This window comes from Dactylococcopsis salina PCC 8305 (genome assembly GCF_000317615.1).
Lineage (GTDB): Bacteria > Cyanobacteriota > Cyanobacteriia > Cyanobacteriales > Rubidibacteraceae > Halothece > Halothece salina.
This window is the reverse complement of record NC_019780.1, coordinates 1,085,540-1,110,809: the sequence shown is the minus strand read 5'-3', so window position 1 is coordinate 1,110,809 and position 25,270 is coordinate 1,085,540. Positions and strand designations below refer to the sequence as shown.

The following is a 25,270-nucleotide window of genomic DNA, read 5'->3' as shown; positions in this document are numbered from 1 at the left end:
GGGGGCGACAAATTTTATCTCGAAACCGATCGATCGCTCAGAAGTGTTAACCTTAGCCTTACAATACACTCAAGCCAACTGATTTGCCCCCTAAATCCCCCAATCCTGGGGGACTTGAAATTACGCATTTGCCCCCTAAATCCCCCAATCCTGGGGGACTTTTTCGGCGGCGCAAGTCCTGAATTCTTTGCTAGAATTAAGCCAAAAATTAAGATAGTAATTCCTTAAATCAATGCAGCTTCCATTACAATTGGTTCAGAAAAACCGATCGCGCTTCGTTCTAGCAACGCTGATCTCCTTAATCATGGGGAGTTTCGGTTTGGGTTTATTTGCAACTCCCAGTCTTGCTGATTCCAACTCCGAAACCGATGGTGAGGAGTCGGGTTTCACCACTCCCATTATTTATGAAAGTGTCCAAGACTTATTTCAAAAAGCAATCACCTATGAATCGGGAAACTTTTTCACAAATCGTTCCCAAGAAGCACAATTGCAATTAATCTTAGGAGTGGGGGATAAAGAGCGCTCTGGTTTCCCTGAAAACGAATTAACCCGCGACACCAATTTAGTTCATATCCTCTACAAGGATTATCTGAGACAACAAGCGGGAGGAGAACCGATTCGCACTCGTGATTTAGAAAACCCTTACGATCGCTCTCTGAGTTCTCCCAATGCTCAGAATTGATACATCCAGGGTGCAGGAGTTGAACCTGCCTAAGACGAATTATGAGTTCGTTGCCTCAACCGCTCGGCCAACCCTGGTTCTCGAAGTTAACACCAATTATAATTTAACATCTAATTCGTTTCTTTTTTCTATGAAATTTAATTCTACCCTTGCTTTTATTCTGATTTTTGTCGTGGTGATGATCGGAAGTGGTGTGATTAGTGGCTTAAAAGGATATACTGCAGGCGATGAAGCTCTAAAAAATGTGTCGCAGCCAGATGTGAAGGTGCGTAATAATCAAGGGTTAGCTAATCCTGATCAGTCTTCTGATAACGGAAACATAACGATTTCGGAAGCAGAGGTTTTGAAACAAGTGAATGCGATCATGAATCGCAAGCAAGAAAAAGCAATCCCTTTAGATGGAAGCAAAGCCCCTAAAAATCAGGATAATAATGACGATGATAGTTTCATTCAATCTCCTTAGTTCATTTGTGGAAGTGCTTTGAATCCTTTATTATTTGTAACGATCGCTGCTGATGTGGAGATAACTGTTCAAGATGTGCTTTTACGGTTATTGTCTGTGTTTTTGCTGATTGCCATTAATGCGTTTTTTGTGGCGGCAGAATTTTCAATGGTGGCGGTGCGTCGATCGCGCATTAGTCAGTTAGTGGAAAATGGTGATCCGCAAGCGCAAGTTGTACAAACCCTCCAACGACGGCTCGATCGACTGTTATCGACAACGCAACTGGGAATTACTCTCTCTAGTCTAGCACTAGGTTGGATCGGAGAAAGCACAATGGCAGTTGTGATCGCAACTGGTTTAAATCAGTTGCCCGTGCGACAACAATGGACAGGAACGATCGCGCACTCGATCGCGATTCCTGTGGCATTTTTCCTCATCGCCTACCTACAAATCATTTTAGGGGAACTCTCTCCGAAATCGATCGCACTTCATTACGCCGAACAAGTATCTCGTTTATTTGCACCACCGAGTTTAGTGATTTCCCGACTCTTCTACCCGTTTATCTGGGTACTGAATCAATCCACCCAAACCCTGCTGCATTTAGTCGGTTTAGAATATAGTCCTCATAGCTGGTACAATCGAGTTACTTCTGAAGAACTGCAACTGATCATCGCAACAGAGAGAGAATCGATCGGGCTAGAAGCAGAAGAAAGAGAACTCCTGAACAACGTTTTTGAGTTCAGCGAGGTATCAGTAGAAGAAATCATGGTTCCTCGTACCAAAATCACGTCTATCCCCAGAGAAGCGACATTTTCCGTTCTCCTCAATGAAGTAGTAGAAAGTGGACATTCCCGTTATCCAGTCACAGGGGATTCTTTAGATGACATTATCGGGATGATCGACTTTAAAGAACTCGCCATTCCCCTTGCTAAAGGTCATCTTACCCCAGAAACAAACATTAGTGCTTGGATTCGTCCCGTGCGCTTTGTTCCCGAATTTACCCCTTTAGGAGAACTTTTAGGAACAATGCGCCGTTCTCGCTTAGAAATGGTGATGATTGTGGATGAATTTGGGGGAACAGCAGGTTTAGTGACTCTAAAAGACTTAATCGACGAAATTATTGGCGATGACAGCGAATTAGGAGGAAGTGCGACAGGAGAAGAAGAAACCGCCTTACAGATGCTTGATGAACAAACATTTTTAGTACAAGCACAAATGAACTTAGAAGAGGTGAACGAACTCTTAGACTTAGACTTACCGATTACCGATGAATATCAAACCATCGGCGGGTTTTTGCTGTATCAATTCCAAAAAATCCCTCATCAAGGAGAAACCCTTTCCTATGACAACTTAGAAATTACAGTCGTCGCTACCGATGGTCCGCGTTTGTCTCAAGTTCGCATCTATCGCCATGATCCTTCTCCTACTGAGGAGATAGAAACAACAGAAGACACGTAGGTTGGGTGGAGAGAAACGAAACCCAACAACCCCGTAGGTTGGGTGGAGAGAAACGCAACCCAACTTTGCCCCCAAACCCCCAATTCTGGGGGCTTTCACTCGTAAAACTCACTGTAGGTGGGGTGGAGGGAAACGAAACCCAACTTTGCCCCCAAACCCCCAATTCTGGGGGCTTTCACTCGTAAAACTCACTGTAGGTGGGGTGGAGGGAAACGAAACCCAACAACGAAACCCAACAACCCCGTAGGTTGGGTGAAGAGAAACGCAACCCAACACTAATCAGTTACTAATTTAACATCAATGATCGATTATTAATTCACTGCTAACTCGTCACTGATGACTGATAGTTATTCACTAAAATCTTTTCTCCTGTAATATCAAGTTCGGGTAATTGCTTATAATGTGTGTTGGGTTTCGCTTCGCTTCACTAGGGCCTACTCTTTATCATTGATCGAGCGAACTTGATATAACAACAGAATATAGCACATCTGAGTCTAAATCTGCACCATTAGACCAATAAATTGTTCCCCATTCTGGATTAACTTTAACAGTTTGGAAATAGTTTAAATCTTGTAACGGTGCAAAGATACCAGAAAATTCAACCAGTTGACTAATATCAACAACTCCTTCACAATTATCCTCAAAATTGAGATAGAGTTTATAGTTTTCTTTGGGAATGACTTGGATAATATCTTTTAGCATAATCTACTCCAAAAGTTCAATTTTTTAGAATTGGTGTTGGGTTTCGTAAACTTTACCCAACCTACGTTTTCTCTAATGACTAATTTTTGTTGGGTTTCGTAAACTTTACCCAACCTACGTTTTTGTCTTTCGTCCTTTGTCCTTTGTTCTTTGTTTTCCAATGACTAATGACCAATGTACAGACGTTCCATGGAACGTCTCTACAATGATGACTAATTAATGTTGGGTTTCGCTTCTCTTCACCCAACCTACAGTGAATCTCTTAGTTGGTCATTGTGAAAGTAGCCATTTGGGAGAAGTTAATAAAAATAACTCACTATTGCCAAAAGGAGAGAGGTCTTGCGGACAGTTTAAACCAATGATTCCTGCTTTTTTTACCACTAATTTTCCTTTTATTTCTCCCCAAATTAAGAGTTCTGACCAGTTTCCTAAATTGGGTTCATGTCCCACTAATGCCACTGTTTCTGGTGCGTTTTCTTCCCACCAATTTAACCAATCTTCAATGTTCCCATTAGGCGCAAGGGGAGAAAAAGTTTCTAAGGTTTTTGTCAGTCCCTCTTTTTCTAATATGTCTGCGGTTTGTGTCGCTCTGAGTAAGGGACTGGTTAAAATTATATCAAAATTGATGCCAATATCTTTCAGTTTTTTGGCAACTTTTTCGTTTTTTTTACGTCCTTTTTCAGTTAAGGGACGGGTTGCATCTTCTTCTGATAAAGCGCGATCGATCGCGATTCCGTGACGAATTAAATAAACCTGTTTTTCCATTTTTTAATCAGTCTTAATCACACTATCATCAGGATTAACCAAGCGCAACAGTTTCTGTTTAATCTGAGTATCAAATACTTCCCACTTCAGTTTGGCATAGTCAGAATGATCATTAAACCCGTACAAAAATCCTAACGGCACTTCAAAACCACCCGCCATATAACGTCCGCCGCCAAAATATCTTCCTTGCGTGTCGCGACCAAAAGCCTCTTTAATAAACTCATCAGGATCAAGGGTTAATTTTGTGGTGCGTAGTGACCCAATAACCACTTCTAACTCCTCATCTTCATTGTGAACAATTCCATAAACCACTGCGGTATGGACATTTTCTTCTGTCACTAAAAAGTCGGCGGCTTGGGGAATGGCATCACGGTCATCGTAGCGCAAATAACCCACTCCCGCAATACAAAAGTTATTTTGGACGACACGGTTTCGCAATGAGCGCTCAATCACATCCATTACTCGTTTAGAACGAGAACTTTGTAACACCGCGTTTAATAATTCTACATCATAAAAACGACTCAGATAAGCGGCGGCGAGGAAATCTTCTTCTTGCGCTTGCATTAAGCGATTAGTATCCGATCGCAACCCGTGCATGAGAGCAGTCGCACATTTTACGTGCTTACTGTTACTGCTATTAAATTTAATTAAACCAGCTTGGATATACTGGGTTAAAATAGTTGCCGTGGCTCTAGTTTGATTGCGTAAGTCGATAAATTCTGCATTGACATCTCCTTGATCACTGTGATGATCAATGACCACTGTAATCGGAAGTTTTTGTTCACGGACTAAAGGCATTAATTGGCTGGTTGTGCCTTGGGTGTCGATTAAAACACAACCTTGATAAACGGATAAATCTCGTTCTTTCAGCGTTTGAATTCCCCATCGTTTCGCAGGTAAGGCGGTTAATTTCACTAAAGCGATGTTTTCCTGATGAGAGAGAATTCCAGCATAGACAATATCACATTGAATCTCGTATTGTTGAGCGATCAGTTGGTAAGCCCAAGCACTAGATAACGCATCAGGATCAGGGAAATCTTGGATGATTACCAGTTGTCTTTCCCCACGATGACGCTCTAAAGTTTTTTTAAATGCGTCTATAATTTCGTCTAAAGAAGCATCGGTTTCTTGATGATTTTGTGAAGACGATGGAATCACTTCTGGCGAGTTTTTCGTCTCTGTCGCCGTTTGCTTCTCTTGATTGTTAGTCGAATTTTTCACGTTAATCAGATTCGAGGACATTCTAGCACCCAAACTTTAGCATCGATCGCTATCCTACCAATATCAAAGAGACAGAGAAAAATTTCCCTGTCTAATCGAAAATTATATCTTGCTTTGGTTTTCCTGATTATGTTATGATCACCTAGCTTAAGGAATACCGATGACATATTTGCGCCATTCTTGATTGCGTTCCCCTTGAATATGTCTAGCAAGTTCAAAATGGAGACTGCTATAAGGACGACGGGGAGGACGTGCCAAGGGCATTTCCGCTTCCTTGGGCGTGCGACTGCCTTTTTTGACGTTACATCGGACACAAGCGGCGACCATATTTTCCCAACTGTCTCCACCACCGCGAGAACGGGGGATAACATGATCTAAAGTGAGTTGATCTCCTTTGTAGCCGCAATATTGGCAACGATTGCTATCTCGTTCTAAAATGTTCCGACGGGTCAAAGGTATTTCTTTGTAAGGTACTCGGACGTAATACCGCAAACGGATTACTGTCGGTAAAGGAAAGTCTGTGTAAATGAATTTACCGTTATATTCCAGTTGTTCCGCTTTCCCTTTGAGCAACAAAACTACCGCTCTTCGCCAACTGGTGAGGTTGAGCGGTTCGTAGGAGGCGTTTAGCACCAAAACCTTGCTCATTGTCTCAAAATCTAAATTTGATTTAATATTACTCCAGATGTTAGCACAAGTCTGCTTGGGTCAGAGTTTTTTCAGTTTAAGGAAAGTTTAAGGGTTAGTGAGATTGGGATTAATTCTCTGAGCCACTCTCAGTTTAGCAGAACGAGCGCGAGGGTTTTTTTGTTTTTCTTCTGCGGTGGCTACGATCGGTTTTTTGGTTAACACTTCTAGTTGGGGATGTTCGCGAAAGCCATGTTTAACGAGACGATCTTCTAAGCTATGAAAACTGATTAGAACGATTTTTCCTTCGGGTTTTAGCCAGTGGGGAGAGGTTTCCAGAAAGGTTTTCAGATTCTCTAATTCGTTGTTGACAGCGATGCGAAGTGCTTGGAAAACACGGGTAGCAGGATGGATTCTCCCATAGCGTTTTTGAGGGGGGAAACACAGGGCGATCGCGCTGGCGAGTTCGGTTGTATGATAGAAGGGACGCTGTTGTAAGATTCTCCTCGCAATTTTCCGCGAGTGTCTTTCTTCTCCGTATTGATAGAAAATGTCGGCGAGTGTGGTTTCATCCCAGTGATTAATAATGTCACTTGCGGTTAGGGTTTGATGGGGATTCATTCGCATATCTAAAGGGGCTTCTTTGTTGAAACTAAAGCCTCTTTCGGGTTGATCAAGTTGGGTTGAGCTTACGCCTAAGTCTGCTAAAATGCCATCAAATTCGGTTTCGGGATGATACTGGCTAAAGTTGATGTGGTGAAATTTGACTTGTTCTGGAAGCGCAAAGGCGAGTCTTTTTTTTGCCGCTTCGATCGCGCTTTCATCTTGATCCAATGCGGTTAATTTAATGTTTTTGCCACTGTTTAAGATTAATTCACTATGTCCACCACCGCCAACGGTTGCGTCTAGGTAATGTCCGTTTTCTTGGATGTTTAATCCTTGAATCACGGCTTCGGTTAAGACAGGAAGATGAAAGAAGGTTTCTAGAGTCATTATTACAAGATTTTCTCTAATTGTTGCGCGATCGCTTCCCGTTGTTCTTGATCATACCCCCAACGCTGAAAAAAGGCGATATCTGCTTCTCCTTCTCCTGTTAGCGCACTGTTTCGCATTCGTTGGGCTTTCTCTTGGGCTAATTGCTGCTTAAGATGTTGAATTAAATTTAAGCTGCGTTGTTGGACGCGATCGGAGCTTTGTGCCATACTTTCATTATCTTGACGGCGATGAGTGATTGCCATAGCGGTGGACATTGCTACATTTTTCACCAGTAACTCACTGACTAATTCTGGAGACGTTTTCAACGCGACTAATACGGCTTCTGAGGGCTGATCTGGAAAAGAGGAGTTGTTCGTGAGGTAAGCGACAAAAAAGCCTCTCGCGCCGTTTTCTGTGGCGACTAAGCCACTAATTTCCTCTTGAAGTTGGTTTGCTTCGATGATTCCGTTTTCCCGCTTCTGAATTAAATCTTGTGTCCGCTCGATCGCTTGTTCAAATGTAATTCCAGTTTCACTCATTGCTCGTCTCTCTCTCTCCTGTTTGTCTTTAATTTAACAAATTTTAGAAGGATGAAAGAAGAATTAATCCTCTATAAACAAGCAAAACAAGTCAGAGAATTAGCGAAAACGATCGTTCGTGATTTGCTTTCGGTTCACTTGCGAAGAGACCAAATGTCGAAATCTTTTCGGAAGCAATTAGAAGCCAAAATTGATGATTTAATCGCTCGATCGCAAGCCATTAAAGGTCAACTGCGTCAGCTTGATTCTGACTTAGACAACAATTAAGCTGGTGTGCATTTAAAGTGGAGTAGGTTGGGTGAAGGGAAGCGAAACCCAACACCAATTCTAAGGAATTAGCTGAACCTGATATAAGAGCAAACAACTCTCTTTCTAAAAGTAATTGTTCACTCTCGATCGGAGTTTGTAACCAAGCTGTGGGAACAATCAAGGAATAACCATCAATTATCATCTCTACATTTCGCAACACATACTCCACCTTTCCCCCGATCGTTTCTGCGGATAATAATGACTCAGCATCTGCTAAAGTATAGCCTAAATCTTCCCCTAACTTGTGGGAAATCAGACTAATTTCTGCACCAGAATCCACCAATAAACTAGCTTTTATTTCCTTCTCTTTATGCTTAAGAATGACCTGATAATTGGGCTGCCATTGGTGACGAACAACCGAACGAAAATAAATCGGTAAAATTTGAACCGAACACCGTTGAGGAGGAACTAAATAAATCGAGAAATCATCCCTCGCTACTTTCGCTAAAGCTAACACTTCCTGTAAATTTTCACCATTAGCAATGACTCCAGTTTCATCGTAAGCAATGTATTGATTTTTGTATAACTCCAAAACCTCTGAACGATGATGATTCAACCATTGCAACATCGCGTAATCTTTACTCAATTGAGAAGACTGATTCATTCCTTTAATGTTCCACTAAATTACTGCGATTTTTGATTTCTAAATGCACTAATAACGCATTCACATCCGCTGGATTAACTCCTCCAATTCTAGACGCTTGACCAATCGTTAAAGGTTTCACTTTCGCTAACTTTTCCCGTGCTTCCATTGATAAAGTATCGATTTTCATATAGTCTAAATCAGTGGGTAAAGGGCGATTCGTTTGTTTCGTAATTTGGTCGATTTGATTTTGTTGACGTTGAACATAGCCCGAGTATTTGATATCAATTTCAGCCCCTTCTTTTTCCACTCGATGGAGTTGTTTATTACCTAAACCATACTGTGCGAGGTTAGCATAATGAAAACCAGGACGGCGTAATAATTCCGCGAGAGTTGCTGAACTTTTAATTTTTTGTCCCGTATCTGCTACAATCTGCTTACCGACTTCCTCATGGGCTTTAATTCTTGTTCCATGAAGACGCTCTTTTTCGGCGGTAATATTCCCTTGTTTTTCTTGATAAAGTTCCCAGCGTCGATCGTCTATTAAACCAATTTCTCGTCCTAAAGGTGTTAATCGTTGGTCAGCGTTATCCGATCGTAAAATCAACCGATATTCCGATCGACTCGTTAACATTCGATAGGGTTCTCTCAAATCTTTCGTACATAAATCATCAATTAACGTTCCCAAATAACTTCCCTCTCGTGGGAACACAATCATCTCTTTTCCTTGTACAAAACGCACCGCATTAATTCCCGCAACAATTCCCTGTGCGGCAGCTTCTTCATAACCCGTTGTCCCATTAATTTGTCCTGCACAAAATAATCCTTCAATCTTTTTCGTCATCAAAGTGGGATAACATTGAGTCGCGGGTAAATAATCATATTCCACCGCATAAGCAGGACGCAACATTTTACAATTTTCTAAGCCTGGAAGCGTCCGTAACATTGCTAATTGTAAGTTTTCTGGGAGTCCAGTTGAAAAGCCTTGAATGTACAATTCGGGAATGTCTCGCCCTTCTGGTTCAATAAAAATTTGATGGCTTTCTTTGTCAGCAAACCGAACAATTTTATCTTCAATACTGGGACAATAACGCGGTCCTTTCGCATCCACCCAACCGCCATAAACTGGAGACAGATGTAAATTATCTCGAATGATTTGATGGGTTTCTGCGGTGGTACGGGTGAGATAGCAACACATTTGTTCCCGTTCCACCCAAACTTCTGGATCAAAACTAAACCAGCGCACGGCTTCGTCTCCCGGTTGTGCTTCTAAATTGGAATAGTCAACCGATCGTTTATCCACTCGTGCCGGGGTTCCAGTTTTCAGTCGTCCCGTTTCAAATCCTAATTGGTTCAAGGTTTCTGTTAACCCTACGGCAGCAAATTCTCCCGATCGTCCCGCCGCCATTGATTTATTTCCGACCCAAATACAACCGCCGAGGAATGTTCCTGTGGTGAGGATAACGGTTTGGCACTTAAACGCTGTCCCAAAGTAGGTTTCGACACCGATCACTTCTTGGTTCTCTCCCAAAACCAAGTCTGTGACCATCCCTTCCCGTAGGGTTAAGTTCTCTTGATTCTCCACAATCTGACGCATCACCCGCGAGTATTCTCGTTTATCAGTTTGAGCGCGTAACGCCCATACCGCCGGACCCCGTGAAGCGTTGAGGACTCGTTTTTGTAAGTAGGTGCGATCGGCCATTTTCCCAATTTCACCACCGAGGGCATCTACTTCGTGGGCTAATTGCGACTTTGCGGGTGCGCCAACGGCAGGGTTACAGGGTTGCCAGGCAATTCGATCTAAGTTGAGGGTTAACATCAAGGTGCGACACCCCAAACGGGAAGCAGCGAGGGCAGCTTCACAGCCAGAATGCCCAGCACCGACAACAACGATATCAAATTCATCTTGGAATTGTACGGGAGAATCGATCATAGTTATGTTATTTCTTGTTTGTTTCCCACCTGATTTACATCTTAGCAACGGGAAATGTTATCCTTACCAATGAGCGGGTTTATTCTCTTCACCATGCCACGCATATTTCTCTGAATCTGTCAACTGTGCTTAATAATTCTTCCCATTCTGTAACAAAAATCCATGTGAGTTGTTCTCAAAAAACTTGACAAAATCCAGAGAACGCAGACGACACAATCAGGGTTTTAAATCGATTTTTTGACTGAAAGACAGAACATCCCTTTGGATTTTTATTTTCTGTATCATACCTGAAACGGCGCATTCTCGTCAAGAATCCCTCTCTTTTTTTTGCTGTTAAGAAAGATTAAGAGGCGGATTTGATAGAAAAGACTTATAACTTAAGCCATTTTTGATTAGAATCTCTGATTACTTCTTGACAAATCTTTGACTGAGACTGAAAGTTTGGTAGAGGTTTGTCGCATTCAACAGTAACGTTTTATGGTTCGCGCTCATGTTTATCTCAATGCGACGAGAAGACTCCCAATATAATCTTCGATTTATTGGGATGATGAATCGTCGCCCAACCAATTAAAGCGCGAAGCGCGCCTCCTTGACTCTAACAATTAACAAGTTGACAGTCTATGATAAACATTTTACAATAGAGAAGTTACCAATAAATTAGGTCGATGTTAACTTTCAACTACCAGTACCGAATCTATCCCGATCAATCTCAAGAAGAAAAACTTCTTGAGATCATGGAAGTTTGTCGAAGTGCATATAATTACGCTCTTCGAGAAATTAAAGATTGGTGTAATAGTCGAAAATGTAGCATTGACCGATGTAGTTTAGTTTCGGAATATATCATTCCTGCTGATGCTAAATTTCCTAGCGAATTAAATCAACTAAATCAACTCCCAAAAGCGAAAAAGGAATGGACTAGATTAAAAGAAGTTCCCTCTCAAGTTCTGCAACAAACCATTAAGCAGTTACATCGAGCTTGGGATTTTTTTCGAGAAAGAGGGTATGGGTTTCCGAGATTCAAAAAGTTTGGACAGTTTAAGTCGATTCTTTTTCCTCAATTTAAGGAAAACCCAATTACAGGTGGGCAAATTAGTTTACCCAAAGTGGGGAAAATCAGAATTAATGTTCATCGTCCAATCCCAGAAGGGTTTCAGGTTAAGCAAGTTCGAGTCATTAGAAAAGCAAACCGATGGTATGTTTCAGTTTGTATTCAATTAGATGTAGAAGTACCTGATCCACCCCCTCATGGTCATGCTTTAGGAGTTGATATTGGATTAGAGAAGTTTTTAGCAACCAGTGATGGCGTTCTCGTCAAACCGCCGAAGTTTTTCAAGGAAATGCAAGGGAAGTTGAAATCACTCCAACGCAGACTTTCTAGAAAACAGAAACGGTCAAAGAATTACGAGAAACAACGCATCAAGGTGGCAAGAATGCACCACAAGATTAGCAACACTCGAAAAGATTTCCACTATAAACAGGCTCATGCTTTGTGTGACGCTGGTGACATGATCTTCATGGAAGATTTAGATTACCGCATTACAGCTAAAGGAATGCTTGGAAAAGAAATGTTGGATGGAGGGTTTGGACAGTTCCGAACCATTACTCAACAAGTCTGTTGGAAACGTGGAAAATATTTTGATGTTGTTGATGCAAGGGGATCAAGTCAAACTTGTCCAAATTGTGGTGTTCATGTCAAAAAAGACTTGAGCGTTAGAGTGCATAGTTGTCCTGAATGTAGCTATGAAGCGGACAGAGATGTTGCAGCCGCTCAAGTCTTAAGAAATCGAGGTGAAGATTTAGTACGGCGGGACTCGTCGGAAAGGAAACTGCCTGCTACCGATGGGAAATCCCATCAAGAGCGATCTGTCGGGGGATTGGGAAACCAGTCCTAGATCAGTGCGACGCAGGAAATCTTTTGGCTGTGAGGCTAGAAGCCCTCGGTGTAATCTTTGATTCACCGAGGGAGAATGTCACATTTCAGGAAAAGTACAGGGAGTGGGTTATCGTCTCTCCACTCAGGAAGAAGCAGTGAAATTAGGACTGACGGGTTGGGTGAAAAATCTTTCCGATGGTCGCGTGGAAGCCGTGTTGGAAGGAGAACCAACTGCCGTCGAACAGATGATTCAATGGTGTCAGCAAGGATCGAGGGCGGCAGTGGTTAAAGATGTTACTGTTGAGCGAGAGACACCAGAAGGACTGACTGCGTTTCAGGTGCTAACGGCTTGACGCAGTAAGGTGGCAATTTGAATCGCACTATCGTTGACGGCGAGGGTTTTCGCCTTTTCTCCCATCTCTGAGAGCATTTTAGGAGAGGCTAACCATTGCAAAACGGTTTTCTCAAGCGTATCTGAGGTTAACTCTTGTTGAGGATAACTAACCGCAGCCCCCACTTCCACAAAGGTTTGAGCATTATAGGTTTGATGATCTTCGGCGGCGTAGGGATAGGGGATTAAAATCGCAGGGGTTCCCGTAATTGCTAATTCGGTTAATGTTCCCGCACCCGCGCGACTAATGGCGAAATTGGCTCGTTGTAAAAGTCCCGCCATGTTTTCATAAAAGGGAAAGGTGTAGTATTGGGGATGCTGGAATCGATCGACCTCTGGATCACGTTCTCCTGTTAAATGTACAATCACTGCGCCTGTCTCTAACCACACTTTCGCGCTCGATCGAATCAGTTGATTAACCGCAACTGCACCCTGTGATCCACCGAGAACAACAATTAACGGTGTCTCTTCCTTTAAGGGTAAATCAAGCGGTTGGGGGGAATGGAACGCTTTGCGGACGGGGGTACTCACCCAAATTGTCCGTTGACGGGGAAAGTATTTTTCGGCGGTGGGGAAACCTAACGCCACCGTATGACACCAACGAGCAAACCAACGGGTGACTTTTCCAGGAATGGCATTAGAGTCATGGATAATGACAGGAATACCACAAATACGAGCAGCAATAATCGCAGGTGCGGAAATATATCCTCCTGTGGTAAATATACCTTGAATCTGATTTTTTTTAATCAAATTAACCACTTTGGAAACCGCAGGAGGAATCCGAAAAGATACCCCAATTGTTCCTAGGGCAATCCGCTTTTTTATCCCTTCAATGTTGAGGGTGGTTAGGGGATAAGAAGACGGAACCAGTTTGGTTTCTAAACGATTGGGAACGCCCAACCATTGGATATTATAATCTCCTAATTCTTCAGCAACCGCAAGCGCTGGAAATAAATGTCCACCCGTTCCACTCGCTGCTATTAATAAGTTTGGTTTGGCTTCCTCTCTCATGCTTCCACCGCTTCTACCGTTACTTTACCATCTGCTTTTACCCAAGCTAAACGCTTAATTTCTTTTTGTTGGGCATATTCTCTAATTTCCGCCGCCTCTTTTTCTTCTAATGCTAATTCCACACGCTGCGATCGATCTTCGCTTCGTAATTTTTGGGCATAATTAAAAGCAGAGACTTGCGCGGAAGCGCTTTCTGGAATGACTAACCAGTCACTGGCGGTTTCTCTTTTCGGTAGTTTATTTTCTCTCAATAAGCAGGTTTGTAATGCTTCTAAATTTAATGCGAAACCAACTCCCGGAAGTGTCTCGCCTTGAGGATGATATAACCCTAACAGTTGGTCGTATCTTCCGCCTTGTCCAATGATACAAGTTTCTCGTTCACTGTCAGCAACTACTTCAAAAACAATCCCTGTGTAGTAGTCGATGGTTTGTAATAAACTTAAGTCTAGCGTTACGGGAAGATCACTGGTTTCTGTTAGCAGATTTAATAATGATTCGAGATTACGAACAATGTTTTTTCCCGTTTCATCTAAATCCAACTCAGAGACTTTTTTGAGGACGGTTTCTGGTTTTCCTCTTAAGTCGAATAACAGTAATGCTCGCTCTTGTAATTCCGATGATAAGGGAAGTTTCTCTAAACTGACTCGATCTAAATGAGCGATACAATAACGCACTTTTGCTCTTAGTTTTTCAGGAAACGGCGCAAGCAACGATCGCGTTAATCCTGCTTCCCCTAAAACGAAATGCCATTGTTTAATCCCTAATTGTTGCAGACAATTTTGGAGCAATAAGATAATTTCACTGTCTGCTAATACTCCCGTTGCGCCAATTAATTCCACTCCCGCTTGATCAGATTCTAGTTGCTGACCATGATGATCTTCAGAGGAGCGAAAGACATTCCCGTTATAAAATAAGCGTTGTGGTAAGGGGTTTCCTTGCATTCGCGTCACAACCGCTCTCGCAATAGACGCGGTAAACTCTGGACGTAATCCTAATGATTTATCACTTCTATTTCGGACTTGTATCACGGTTGACGGTTCGATCGCGCCACCAGCCGTGAGCATTTCTACCCACTCTAAAGTAGAGGTAATAATTTGTTGATATCCCCATTGGGAAAACACGGTTTCCAGATTTTGTGAGAGCCATCGTTTTTGGATCACTTCCACAGGAAGCCAGTCTCTTGCACCGGCGGGCGCTTGATGAAGCATAAAGGTTGAGGTCATTACACAAAGCGAATCGAAACGGATTCCTTTCTTAGTTAATCATAAGTTGTTACTCCTATCAAATTTGATTTGATCCCGATGGGAAAATTGGCTCTGTTACCCGCAAATAGGGGGTTTTGGAGACAAACTTTTTTCGTTACAAAAATTAGTTGTTTCTTGCTTCTTTTTTCTCGTGGAAGTATATTAAGCTGGAGCAGTTTCAGGATGGATGCTATTTGCTTAAACTTATATTTGGTGGTAACTTGAGCGATTTTTGCTCTGAGAGAAATGTTAAGCTAATTGAATTTTGGCACTACTTCCCATCTTGGTACGAGCTTATCATAACGCGATCGCGGAGTCAAGTAATAAGAAAAAAAGAAATTTTCCCCGTAGAGACGGGGAGGAGAGAGGAAAGAAATGCTTAAATTGATCAGGAATATTTTGTTAGATTTTAATGGGATTAAAGATGAATTTAGCGATGGTTTCGGGGTGGAATAAGATTCAATCTTGGTTTTCTCAAGCACAAGCAACCGTAACAGAAGAAAAGTTACAGGACATTCCTGTAGCGGTGAAAATGAAATTAGAAAAAATTATTGATCAGTTGCCGCTTCCTTCATCTTATGTGACAACAGTTGAAAGCGCGATCGCGCAAGAACTTAAACATTGGGAGACAGAGAAAGACGCGAATCGTTTAGTTATCCTTGGTTCACCAATGAATGAGATTGATGATTTAATCAGAAACAGTTTTCCTAATGAGAAGTTAAAAGCAGTGAGAGTGATTTATCCATTTGAAAAATTGGAAGTCAGGGAGAAACCAGCAAGAATCACTCAGGAATTGAAAAGCGCGATCGAAGCGATTAAAATAACAGACCAAAACGAAAAGATCATCATGGTTATTCCTAACTTAGAGCAATACTTTTTACGTTGTATTGGTGGCTGGGAAGGGATTATCTGGTTACGAGAACAGATTGTTAACAGTCCTAATTATTTTTGGTTAATTGGCTGTAATCATTGGTCGTGGAAATTTTTAGATCATGTGTGTCAGCTTAACGCTTATCTTGAAGAAACAGTAATGATTCCTCAGTTGAATGCTGAGGAAATTAAAAGCTGGTTAAAGCCAGTTGCTAATACCTTTATTCCCGAAACAGAAACGAAGCCTTCTGCTTTTTTTTGGGATAACTTAGCCTCTCTATCCCTCGGAAATATTCAGGTAGCCCGTCAGTTATGGTTACAATCAATCCAGATGTCTGTTTCAGAAGAAGAGGAAGCATTAAAATTGATTAATCCTAGTTTTCCTAAACTACCTATTTTAGCCGCATCCGATCGTTATATCTTACATTCCTTATTGCTACATGGCAAAATGAAACGTTCTTCTCTCGCGCTGAGTTTAGGAGAAAAAGAGGAAGACATTCAAGCAAGGATACAGATTTTATTACGAGCAGAATTAATCGATCGCCAGCAAGAAGCGTTAATGGTTAATCCCCTGTTTTATCCATCGATTAAACAAGAACTCAATCAAAATAATTTTTTAATTGGAGAGGATGCTTAAATGTGGTTTTATCTCCTAGCGCAGTCAGAAGTCAAGCAAGAATTGTCGGAAAACTTAGTTACAGAAATTACTTGGATTAAGATATTATCAGCACTGTTAGCGATCGGTATTGGTTATGGTTTATTAGTTTCAGTTCAGTTTTTAACCACTTGGAGTTCCGAGAAAGTTCCCCGTCGCTATCGGTTACTAATTAAACAATCTGTTCCCTTTTGGAAAGGGTTAGTTTTGATTGTGATTGTTAGCTACCTAGTCAATTTATTTTTTAACTTGTCGGGACAAAATTTATTCGCACTTACTGGTACAATTGCAGTCGCTTTAGGCTTTGCTTTTAAAGACTATACCACCTCAATTATTGCTGGAGTTGTCGCCCTATTTGAAGCCCCTTATCCGGTGGGCGATCGAATTAAAATCGGTGAAGAATATGGGGAAGTCACAGACTTTGGCTTACGAGGAATACGACTGAAAACACCCGATGATAATTTAATCATAATTCCTCATAGTAAAATCTTGACGGAAGCAATTTCCAACGCTAACAGTGGACAACTAGAAGCACAAGTGACCACCGAATTTTATTGTCATCACGAAGTTGATTTAGAAGCCGTGATTGAGATTCTTTACCAAGCCGCCTACAGTAGTAAATACACACAATTAAAACTACCCATTACTGTTGTCGTTAGCGAGAAATCTTGGGGAACATATTTCAAATTAAAATCTTATCCAATGGACGCACGAGACGAATTTATTTATCAAACTGATCTCACTCGTTGCAGTAAACAAGCCCTCAATCAAATTGGGGTTAAATATCCTCGTATTCCCAGTAATTCTGAATTGACAGAATAAGGACTGATCATTAATAATAAGCTCATTGTTGTGAGAAGGAATAACCATCAAGATGACGAAAAAAATTGGTTTAGCATTAGGAAGCGGCGGCGCAAGAGGTTGGGCGCATATTGGTGCGATTCGAGCCTTAGAAACAGCAGGAATAAAAATTGATTATATTGCAGGAACAAGTATTGGCGCATTTGTCGGCGGCATTCATGCGGTTAACCAATTAGATGATTTAGAAGCCTTCATTAAAGAGATAGATTGGAAGACCATTGTTTCTCTTTTAGATGTGGAGTTTCCCACGCGAGGATTACTAGATGGAGAGAAAGTTTATGATTTAATTTATAGTCATGTTCTTGACTCCAACTTAGAAGATACAAATATTCCCTTTCATTGTGTCGCCACTGATTTATTAACCCAGAAAGCGATCGTTTTGAAAACAGGATCGATGGTGGATGCAGTGAGAGCAAGTATTTCCATTCCAGGGGTTTTTACGCCTTTCCAAAAAGGAGAAAGTTATTTAGTTGATGGCGGTGTTATTAATCCCGTACCAGTGGATATTGTGAAAGCAATGGGAAGCGATGTTGTGATTGCGATTAATCTTAATTATCCTTACTCTCCTCCCAATATCGACACTTCAGAAGCGGAAAAAATTGATACAGAAGTTGACACGGAAAATCAGGAAATTTTGTCTCGTCTTAAATCTTCCGAAGCCTCATCAGAAGTCAGCAAAGCGGAAACTCAATCCACTCGCATTGAGTTTTTGAATAATCTTAAATCTCGTTATGAATCTGTACAAGAAACCCTAGCGGAAAAAGTTAATAATTGGCTACCTGATCAAGATGACGAACAACCGAAAACTCCGAACATCTTTGATGTCATTGGCAGTGCGATTAATATCATGGAACAACAAGTTACTCAGATTAACTTAAAAGTACATGAACCTGATATTTTATTACAACCGCGTCTCTCTCAATATGGTATTTTTGATTTCCACGAAGCCGATGCTTTAATCAAAGAAGGATATCGCAGCGCGGCAGAAGCACTACCAGAAATTAAAGAAAAACTCTCCCACTAAATTCAGGTTATGGAATTAATTGACTATCTCATTGTTGCGGTTTATCTCTTCGGAATTGTCCTTTTTGGTTTCGTTTTACAGAAGAAAGCCTCCCAGGGAATTGATGCTTATTTTTTAGGAAATCGAACCCTACCTTGGTGGGCTTTAGGTGCTTCTGGAATGGCTTCCAATACCGATATTGCCGGAACCATGATCATTACTGCTTTAATTTATGCGCTGGGAATTAAAGGATTTTTTATTGAAATTCGGGGCGGTATTGTTTTGATCATGGCATTTTTTATGATCTTTATGGGAAAGTGGACAAGACGCGCACAAGTGATGACGTTAGCGGAATGGATGCGCTTACGATTTGGAGAAGGAAGAGAAGGGAATATTGCGCGTTTAATTAGTGCGATTGCTAACTTGATTATTTCGATTTGGATTATTAGTTATTTTGCGGTAGGAGGAGGAAAGTTTTTTGGTCAACTTTTGGGAATTGATGATCGTTTGGCTGCTATATTCATGCTGACTTTGGCGATGATTTATACAGCAGCCAGTGGATTTTATGGCGTAATTTGGACAGATGTTTTTCAAGGGATTTTAATCTTGGTTGCTATCATTTATGTTTGTGGATTAGCCTTATCAACGGTGACGCTTCCTGAAACCTTTTCCATTTCTGTTCCTCTCAGTGGAAATGAGTTTCAAACCTTGACCACAACCCGTGACACTTGGACAGATTTAATTCCTCCTTTTACCCTAGATTTACCTGGAGAATATGCAGCCTATAATCTATTGGGAGTGACTTTATTTTTTTATCTATTTAAGACAGGAATTGAAGGCTTTAGTGGGGCTGGCGGTTACATGAGTCAACGCTATTTTGCCGCCAACACCGATCGAACCGCTGGTTTACTTTCTTTATTTTGGATTCTTCTTCTCGCATTTCGTTGGCCCCTGGTGACAGCTTTTGCAATTTTAGGGATTCATTATGGATTAACTAATACGATAATTGCTGATCCAGAATTAGTGTTACCCACTGTTATTGAAGCCTATATTCCTGTAGGAATTAAAGGCTTATTAGTCGCTTGTTTTATTGCGGCTGCCATGTCCACATTTGACTCAATTATTAACTCTAGTGCGGCTTATTGGGTGAAAGATATTTATCAGGCGTATCTCAACCCCGAAGCCAATAACCAACAATTAATGAGTCAAAGTCGTCTCGCTTCCATTGTTGTTGTCTTACTGGGTTTATTATTTAGTTTTCCTGTGGTGAACATTAATGATATTTGGGGATGGATTACCCTGGGATTTGGATCAGGATTATTTATTCCTTTATTATTAAGATGGTATTGGTGGCGCTTTAATGGTTATGGGTATGCTGTGGGACTTTTAGCGGGAATGATCACGGCAATTCTTGCTAAAATTAGCGGTATTTCCTTTCCAGAATATGCTAACTTTTTAATTCCAGCAACCGCTTCTTTTTTGGGATGTTTAATCGGAACGTTGGCCACTCCTCCCACAGCAGAAACCGTTTTAGATAACTTCTATCAAGTCACTCGACCGTTTGGGTTTTGGCAACCGATGCGAAACAAACTTTCCTTCCCTCAACAGGCGAAAATTAGACAGGAAAATCGAAGAGATATGATTGCAATTTGTCTGGCGCTGCCTTGGCAATTGGTATTATTTTTAACGGGGATGATGTTATTAACGAAACAGTGGGAACAGTTGGGTTGGTTATTACTCTTATTGCTTTGTCTTTCTATTGGACTATATTTTGCTTGGTTTCGACATTTAGAAAAGGAAAAATAAAATTGTGTCGATCGAAGGATGCAAAGATGATAAAAATCCAAGTAAATTAAACCAATAAGCTGGCGCGATCAGCAACCTTTGGCTTCCAACCGTCATTGTTTACCTTCGGTTACCGATGCACCAGCATAATTACATATATCAAAAATAGACGAGTTTGGGAAGAAATTATGACAATTGCTTTACGAGAAGATATCGTGTATATCTTGCTGGAAAAAATCGGTCAATCGGCTTACGAAAACAATGAAGGGAAAGAAATTTCCTTTACTGAAGCTGATTTTGCGGGTCGAGAAATGACTGAATCTGATCTTTTAGGTCATCTCGACTATTTAAATCAAAAGCAGTACATTGAAGCCGAATTTGAAGGGAATGCTTACGCGAAACAGGATGATGTTCCTAATGTCGCTAACCCCGAACAAGTTGAAGAGTTTCGAGTGGCAAATACTTTAGGTGCAGAAGATGGCCCTCTTCCTCATTTAATCCGCTTCAAACAAGCTAAACTAACAGAGAAAGGAAAACAAATCTTGAAAAAAATGGAAGCCAATAAACCTGAAGCACTCGGAAAAGGACCCACTAGCCCCATCGCATCCGAAAATGAACCTTTCTTAGAGAAGGTGAAGTTAAAAGCAGGGGTGGATGATATTTTTGACGCGAGAGATATCTCAGAAGTGGTTTTTCGCACCATGCGTGATTTAATGACAACAGAAGCGGCCGATCGTGTTTCTGATGAATTGAAGGGGGAAAAAGCAGTTCCCAGCGATGATCAATCTCTACAAGATGATATTTCTCAACTCTGGAAAGATACGAATCCCATTGTTGCTTTTTTAAGTCGGGTTCGTCCAGTTTTAAATATTGATGATGAAACTTTTTTATTCCGTATTCGTCAAGAGGGCGGACTACAGCGAGGAATTGAACCAGAAGTCGCCATTAATGCGGTTTTTTCGGCGACTAAGGATGAGTTATCTCAAGATCGAATTAAGGAAGTAGCTAAGGCTTTACCTGGCAAAATTCGTCAGCTTTGGGAAAAAGCATAGTAAGTAATACCATTTCTAAAAAGTAAAGTTACAGTTTATCCCCTCTTAGCCCCCCTTAATAAGGGGGGTTGGGGGGATCGTTATGTAGCACCAGTTTATCGAAATGGTATTATTTATAATTTGTGTTGGGTTTCGCTTCGCTTCACCCAACCTACTTGTTCTATGTTTGCTTGAAGCGCCATTTTAGCCGCTTTTTTCTCTGCGGTTTTTTTACTTTCTCCGACACCGACTCCATAAACTTGATTCTTGATCCGAACTTCGGCGGTAAATTCTTTGGCGTGATCTTCACCGCTTTCTTGAACAATCAAATAACGGGGAATTTCTCCAAAATAAGTAAGCGCCCATTCTTGTAATCGTCCTTTATAATTTTGATCAAGTTCGGAAGTGGACGCAATTTCCGCCGCGCGAGAAGCGAAGAAAGGGGTGATAAATGTTGCCACCGCTTCGATCCCAGAATCCAGAAAATAAGCGCCAATGACGGCTTCTAAGGTATCACTCAGCACTTCTGGATTTTCGCGGGTATGATCTTTTTCTGCTCCTTTTCCCAATCGTAAATGTCGATCGAGCCCTAAATCCAACGCCAATTCCGCTAGTTGATGTTCATTATTAACTAAACGCGCTCGAAGCCGACTTAACTCCCCCTCTCGCATCTGGGGATACGTTTCATATAATAACTTTCCCACCAAAAATCCTAAAACCGCATCCCCCAAAAATTCTAAACGTTCGTTATCTTCCCCTAAATCAGGATGTTCGTTGTAGTAAGAGCGATGGGTGATCGCTTTTTCCCAGAGATCAGACTGTTTAAATGTGGGTAGTTGCAAAGACATGAATTTAAAAAATAAAAACGCTAATCAACTATCTTAAATCTTGCGTTCTCTCAATCGAAGATTCGATCGAGCTTCTCCTGTTGGTCGTTTCCTTGACTTTGTGCTATAATTGTAAGCGCACAGAAAGCGAAACCTTTTTACTCCGAATCAAACTTTTCTAAAAGTAAAAAGCAGTTCAAAAAAAAATTTTTTCTAGGTTTCGCTAGGGAGTCCAGAGTTTCGCTTTACTGGGTGGACAAACATTCAACCTGCCAAATTTTATTAATGACGATTTCAAGAATCAAGCTGGTGAAGTAGGGCTTGCTGAAGAAAGCTAAAAGTCGCGTACCATCTGGTTTTAAGGCTCTTAACTCCTCAAAAAAGTGCAAGGAAGACAAGGGAGCGATTTTTCTCCCCCATCTTGCCTCTTGCCTCTTGCCTCTTGCCTCTTGCCTCTTGCCTCTTGCCTCTTGCCTCTTGCCTCTTGCCTTTTGCCTTACCACACCGAAAACATGAACTTTTTCAGCAAACCCGAAGTAAAAATGACAACCTCCGCGCTGACTATAATTGACGGGAGAGGATGTAAAAATCCAAAGTCGTTTCCTATATTTTTTAAGTGCAATGTCTCAGCAGCGTGTTATTATTTCCAACTCTACCTTAATTGTGGCTGCAACCCTTTTTTTTCTGGGGGTTTTACTATGGCAATTGCAAAGCCTAATTATTGTCCTGATGATCTCGATCGTCTTGGCTTCCGCGTTAGCCCCAACCATTGATGCAGCGGAAAAATTAGGACTTCCTCGCTTTTTAGCAGTGATTTTTGTTTATCTGGTACTGATCGCCGGATTTACAGGTGTGGGAGTATTAATAGGTCCCACTGTCGTCGAACAAATTCAACGCTTAATCCGTAAACTTCCCAGTTATCTTGATACGCTGCGGCTTTTAGCTCAGGATTTAGCCCTCCGTTTCGGAATTACTGATTCAGAAACCCTAGACCCCATTAATCGCCTATTTGATACCAAAGCGCTCACCAGTTGGCTGATTCGATCAAGTCAACAGTTATTAGTGCGCTCCTACGGAGTAACACGCGGCATTATTGGCGGTTTCGTGAGTGTCATCCTCTCCATCGTCTTATCTGGTTATATGTTATCCGGCTCGCGGCGGTTAATTAACGGGATCATTAGTTTATTTCCATCTCCCTGGGATGCGCGTTTAGAAGTACAGGTTCATCCCGTCGCCTTACGGATGGGAGGATATATTCAAGGAAGAGTCTTAGTTTCTGCGATTTTAGGCGTGGTTATTAGTATTAGCTTAAGAATCCTCGGTATTTCCGAATTTGCTCTCGGTTTAGGCGCGATCGCAGGGATTACCAATTTAATTCCCTTTTTTGGTCCGGTTCTCGGTTCGATTCCCGCACTCATCGTCGCTACAGCGAATGGGGGTTGGACAGTGTTATGGGTGTTATTGTTATTCGTGGTCATTCAAAACATTGAAACTTATGTCCTTGATCCGCTATTAGTGGGAAACACCGTGCGGTTACATCCCCTTTACCAACTTCTCGCTGTTATTGGTGGCGCACAAGTGTTAGGGATTCTTGGGGCTTTAATTGTTCCGCCTTGGGTTGCTGGTGCAGCCACATTGATTGAAAATTTGTATATCAAACCGAAAGCATTGGCAGAAAAAAGTACTTCCACTCGTTCGACTCCCTTAGCTGTCAAACCTAGTCAATAATGTTTTTTATGAAGTTTCCCGATCGCGCTTCCTCAGTTTTCCTCAGTATTTGCACGTTTTTCCTGAGTTTCTTCCTGTTTGCTCTTCCCGCTTGGAGTCAAAGTAATAATACCGCTCCTGTAATTGTTGATGGTAAAGTAGTGTTTGAAGTTAGTGACTCTGGAAAGTTTAGCGCCAAAGAGCGAGCCGAAGAAGCCAGTCGCACCCTTAACCGTACCATTCAAAATACATTTCAACCCCTACAAGACCAACAAGTAGCCTCAATTACCGTAGAAGTAGAGTCAACCCAAACTCTTCCCGTTTTAACGGTTAATGGTAATCACTTACTATCTGTGACTCCAGAAGATATGCCCCAAGGACGTAGCTTAGAAGAACAAGCTAACATATGGCAAAGACAAGTGGAAAGCGCGATCGCACAAGCTGAAAAAGAACGAACTCGCAGTTATTTCTTACGCTCTATACTGCTTTCCCTCCTCGCCTTAACGATCGCCAGCATCTTAACATGGGGAATCAGTTTGATTTGTCAACGTTGGATTAATCCCTACCTCAAGGAAGACAGTAGCCTCTCTACTTCCGAAACTCACAGTTTTACTCAACCCTTTTCTGGCGCAAAAACTCGTTATATTGCGTTTCAGGTTTTTCTCAACACTTTACGCAGTGTAATTTTCCTGATCACTCTTGGCTATATTAGCACCCTCTTTCCCCAAACCCGACATCTCAGTCGTCAACTCCGAGACACCCTCGTTTATAGCCTTACCTCCGATTTATTTCCGTTGGGAGATAATGCTTACTCTGTTCTCGATTTAATTATTTTAATCGCCCTGTTTACGGCTCTGTTTATTTTAGCCCGAAGCATTAAACAGGTGTTGCGATTGCGAGTTTTGAGTTTAACGGGATTAAGTCGCGCAGCCCAAGAAACCATTGCTTTAGTCGCTAACTATAGCTTAGTGTTAATTGGTACGTTGGTTTTATTGCAGATTTGGGGCTTAGATATTAGCTCTTTAACCGTATTTGCAGGGGTTTTAGGGGTAGGAATTGGTTTAGGGATTCAAGGGATTGCTAAGGAGTTTGTTAGCGGTTTAGTGTTGATTTTTGAACGCCCCATTCAAGCCGGAGATTTTGTCGAAGTGGGAGACTTTGTGGGAACAGTGGAACATATTAGTGTTCGTAGTACCGAAATTACCACGCTCGATCGCGTTTCTGTGATTGTTCCCAACTCCCGTTTTTTAGAACAAGAAGTGATCAATTGGAGTCATCGTAGCGCCATTTCCCGTTTACGGATTCCAGTCGGCGTTGCTTATGGTTCAGATTTAGAAATTGTCCGTCAATCCTTACTCGACGCAGCGAAAGCCCATTCTGATGTTTTATCCATCCCTCCCCCAAACGTTTTTTTCTTAGGCTTTGGTGATAGTTCCCTCAACTTTAACTTACTCGCTTGGATTTCTGAGCCACGTAAACAGTTTCAAATTAAAAGCGATCTCTATTTCTTGATTTATCAATACTTCCAAGAAAGAAGTGTTGAGATTCCTTTCCCACAACGCGATTTGCACCTTCGCAGCGGCAATTTTCCCCCAGTCATCCGTGAACAGTGACCAACTCAGAAAAAAGTTTGGCTTTCCCCTTCCCATTTCCTAAAAGCTGTGCTACTATTAATAATTGCGTGGAAAAAGGGTCAGTGCCCGAGTGGTTAATGGGGGCGGACTGTAAATTCGCTGGCTAAGCCTACGTTGGTTCAAATCCAACCTGGCCCACTCC

At 41.6% G+C, this 25,270-nt stretch carries 25 protein-coding genes and 2 tRNA genes; 14 read left to right on the top strand and 13 right to left on the bottom strand.

Going from position 1 to position 25,270, the window contains the following annotated elements; translation table 11 throughout:
• The first annotated feature begins 232 nt into the window (after positions 1-232).
• On the top strand, positions 233-682 hold the full coding sequence (locus DACSA_RS05635; protein WP_015228818.1) for a hypothetical protein: 450 nt from the start codon (positions 233-235) through the stop codon (positions 680-682).
• A gap of 4 nt (positions 683-686) precedes the next feature.
• Here the strand turns inward: DACSA_RS05635 and DACSA_RS05630 are convergent.
• Positions 687-759 (bottom strand) — tRNA-Ile (locus tag DACSA_RS05630).
• Positions 760-812: 53 nt separating this feature from the next.
• Here DACSA_RS05630 and DACSA_RS18905 point away from each other — a divergent pair.
• Both DACSA_RS18905 and DACSA_RS05620 read left to right on the top strand, forming a co-directional pair.
• The gene (locus tag DACSA_RS18905; RefSeq protein WP_015228817.1) at positions 813-1,145 is read left to right on the top strand and encodes a hypothetical protein; all 333 of its coding nucleotides are present in this window, start codon (positions 813-815) and stop codon (positions 1,143-1,145) included.
• A gap of 18 nt (positions 1,146-1,163) precedes the next feature.
• Positions 1,164-2,582 (top strand): hemolysin family protein, encoded by a 1,419-nt coding sequence (locus DACSA_RS05620; protein WP_015228816.1) that lies wholly within the window; start codon positions 1,164-1,166, stop codon positions 2,580-2,582.
• 444 nt (positions 2,583-3,026) lie between these two features.
• Here DACSA_RS05620 and DACSA_RS05610 read toward each other — a convergent pair whose 3' ends face one another.
• The 6 genes from DACSA_RS05610 to DACSA_RS05585 form a co-directional block, all read right to left on the bottom strand.
• Positions 3,027-3,284, bottom strand: a complete 258-nt coding sequence (locus DACSA_RS05610; protein WP_015228815.1) for a DUF2442 domain-containing protein — start codon at positions 3,282-3,284, stop codon at positions 3,027-3,029.
• 270 nt (positions 3,285-3,554) lie between these two features.
• Positions 3,555-4,049: a phosphohistidine phosphatase SixA gene (gene sixA, locus DACSA_RS05605; RefSeq protein WP_015228814.1), complete on the bottom strand. Its 495-nt coding sequence runs from the start codon at positions 4,047-4,049 to the stop codon at positions 3,555-3,557.
• A 3-nt stretch (positions 4,050-4,052) separates the two neighbouring features.
• Positions 4,053-5,291: a DHH family phosphoesterase gene (locus DACSA_RS05600; protein WP_015228813.1), complete on the bottom strand. Its 1,239-nt coding sequence runs from the start codon at positions 5,289-5,291 to the stop codon at positions 4,053-4,055.
• 126 nt (positions 5,292-5,417) lie between these two features.
• Positions 5,418-5,918 (bottom strand): HNH endonuclease, encoded by a 501-nt coding sequence (locus DACSA_RS05595; protein ID WP_015228812.1) that lies wholly within the window; start codon positions 5,916-5,918, stop codon positions 5,418-5,420.
• Positions 5,919-6,005: 87 nt separating this feature from the next.
• Entirely contained in the window at positions 6,006-6,890 is an 885-nt protein-coding gene (rsmH, locus tag DACSA_RS05590; protein WP_015228811.1) for a 16S rRNA (cytosine(1402)-N(4))-methyltransferase RsmH, read from the bottom strand.
• 2 nt (positions 6,891-6,892) lie between these two features.
• Complete coding sequence (locus tag DACSA_RS05585) at positions 6,893-7,411, bottom strand: hypothetical protein (protein WP_015228810.1); 519 nt, start codon at positions 7,409-7,411, stop codon at positions 6,893-6,895.
• Between the two features lie 51 nt (positions 7,412-7,462).
• On the opposite strand from DACSA_RS05585, the gene DACSA_RS05580 reads away from it, so the two are divergent.
• Positions 7,463-7,678, top strand: a complete 216-nt coding sequence (locus tag DACSA_RS05580; RefSeq protein WP_015228809.1) for a hypothetical protein — start codon at positions 7,463-7,465, stop codon at positions 7,676-7,678.
• On the opposite strand, the gene DACSA_RS05575 is transcribed toward DACSA_RS05580, so the two are convergent.
• Positions 7,632-8,324: a retropepsin-like domain-containing protein gene (locus tag DACSA_RS05575; RefSeq protein ID WP_015228808.1), complete on the bottom strand. Its 693-nt coding sequence runs from the start codon at positions 8,322-8,324 to the stop codon at positions 7,632-7,634. The two genes, DACSA_RS05580 and DACSA_RS05575, sit on opposite strands and share 47 nt — an antisense overlap.
• 4 nt (positions 8,325-8,328) lie before the next feature.
• Entirely contained in the window at positions 8,329-10,236 is a 1,908-nt protein-coding gene (gene mnmG / locus DACSA_RS05570) for a tRNA uridine-5-carboxymethylaminomethyl(34) synthesis enzyme MnmG (RefSeq protein WP_015228807.1), read from the bottom strand.
• 665 nt (positions 10,237-10,901) lie between these two features.
• Between mnmG and DACSA_RS05565 the strand changes: the two genes are divergently transcribed.
• Positions 10,902-12,128, top strand: coding sequence for an RNA-guided endonuclease InsQ/TnpB family protein (locus DACSA_RS05565; RefSeq protein ID WP_015228806.1), 1,227 nt, complete (start codon positions 10,902-10,904; stop codon positions 12,126-12,128).
• Between the two features lie 103 nt (positions 12,129-12,231).
• The gene (locus DACSA_RS05560) at positions 12,232-12,462 is read left to right on the top strand and encodes an acylphosphatase (protein WP_015228805.1); all 231 of its coding nucleotides are present in this window, start codon (positions 12,232-12,234) and stop codon (positions 12,460-12,462) included.
• On the opposite strand, the gene murG is transcribed toward DACSA_RS05560, so the two are convergent.
• Both murG and DACSA_RS05550 read right to left on the bottom strand, forming a co-directional pair.
• Positions 12,444-13,511 carry an undecaprenyldiphospho-muramoylpentapeptide beta-N-acetylglucosaminyltransferase gene (gene murG, locus DACSA_RS05555; RefSeq protein WP_015228804.1) on the bottom strand — a complete coding sequence of 356 codons (1,068 nt, stop codon included), beginning with the start codon at positions 13,509-13,511 and terminating at the stop codon, positions 12,444-12,446. The genes DACSA_RS05560 and murG overlap by 19 nt on opposite strands.
• Positions 13,508-14,734 (bottom strand): ATP phosphoribosyltransferase regulatory subunit, encoded by a 1,227-nt coding sequence (locus tag DACSA_RS05550; protein ID WP_015228803.1) that lies wholly within the window; start codon positions 14,732-14,734, stop codon positions 13,508-13,510. The genes murG and DACSA_RS05550 overlap by 4 nt, the downstream gene beginning before the upstream one ends.
• A gap of 445 nt (positions 14,735-15,179) precedes the next feature.
• Between DACSA_RS05550 and DACSA_RS05545 the strand changes: the two genes are divergently transcribed.
• The 5 genes from DACSA_RS05545 to DACSA_RS05525 all read left to right on the top strand — a co-directional run bounded on the left by DACSA_RS05545 (position 15,180) and on the right by DACSA_RS05525 (position 20,981).
• Positions 15,180-16,262: a hypothetical protein gene (locus DACSA_RS05545; RefSeq protein ID WP_015228802.1), complete on the top strand. Its 1,083-nt coding sequence runs from the start codon at positions 15,180-15,182 to the stop codon at positions 16,260-16,262.
• Entirely contained in the window at positions 16,263-17,102 is an 840-nt protein-coding gene (locus tag DACSA_RS05540) for a mechanosensitive ion channel family protein (protein ID WP_015228801.1), read from the top strand.
• A 52-nt stretch (positions 17,103-17,154) separates the two neighbouring features.
• Positions 17,155-18,165 carry a patatin-like phospholipase family protein gene (locus tag DACSA_RS05535; RefSeq protein ID WP_015228800.1) on the top strand — a complete coding sequence of 337 codons (1,011 nt, stop codon included), beginning with the start codon at positions 17,155-17,157 and terminating at the stop codon, positions 18,163-18,165.
• Between the two features lie 9 nt (positions 18,166-18,174).
• Positions 18,175-19,950, top strand: coding sequence for a sodium:solute symporter family transporter (locus DACSA_RS05530; protein WP_015228799.1), 1,776 nt, complete (start codon positions 18,175-18,177; stop codon positions 19,948-19,950).
• A 167-nt stretch (positions 19,951-20,117) separates the two neighbouring features.
• Positions 20,118-20,981 (top strand): DUF2267 domain-containing protein, encoded by an 864-nt coding sequence (locus tag DACSA_RS05525; protein ID WP_015228798.1) that lies wholly within the window; start codon positions 20,118-20,120, stop codon positions 20,979-20,981.
• A 113-nt stretch (positions 20,982-21,094) separates the two neighbouring features.
• Here DACSA_RS05525 and rnc read toward each other — a convergent pair whose 3' ends face one another.
• Positions 21,095-21,808 (bottom strand): ribonuclease III, encoded by a 714-nt coding sequence (gene rnc, locus DACSA_RS05520; RefSeq protein WP_015228797.1) that lies wholly within the window; start codon positions 21,806-21,808, stop codon positions 21,095-21,097.
• Between the two features lie 224 nt (positions 21,809-22,032).
• The gene (locus tag DACSA_RS20335) at positions 22,033-22,290 is read right to left on the bottom strand and encodes a hypothetical protein (protein WP_041235350.1); all 258 of its coding nucleotides are present in this window, start codon (positions 22,288-22,290) and stop codon (positions 22,033-22,035) included.
• 118 nt (positions 22,291-22,408) lie between these two features.
• Between DACSA_RS20335 and DACSA_RS05510 the strand changes: the two genes are divergently transcribed.
• From DACSA_RS05510 to DACSA_RS05500, 3 genes are all read left to right on the top strand, one after another.
• Positions 22,409-23,515 carry an AI-2E family transporter gene (locus DACSA_RS05510; protein WP_015228796.1) on the top strand — a complete coding sequence of 369 codons (1,107 nt, stop codon included), beginning with the start codon at positions 22,409-22,411 and terminating at the stop codon, positions 23,513-23,515.
• Positions 23,515-25,107: a mechanosensitive ion channel family protein gene (locus DACSA_RS05505; RefSeq protein ID WP_015228795.1), complete on the top strand. Its 1,593-nt coding sequence runs from the start codon at positions 23,515-23,517 to the stop codon at positions 25,105-25,107. The genes DACSA_RS05510 and DACSA_RS05505 overlap by 1 nt, the downstream gene beginning before the upstream one ends.
• Positions 25,108-25,184: 77 nt before the next feature.
• Positions 25,185-25,266, top strand: a tRNA-Tyr gene (locus DACSA_RS05500).
• Positions 25,267-25,270: the final 4 nt, after the last annotated feature.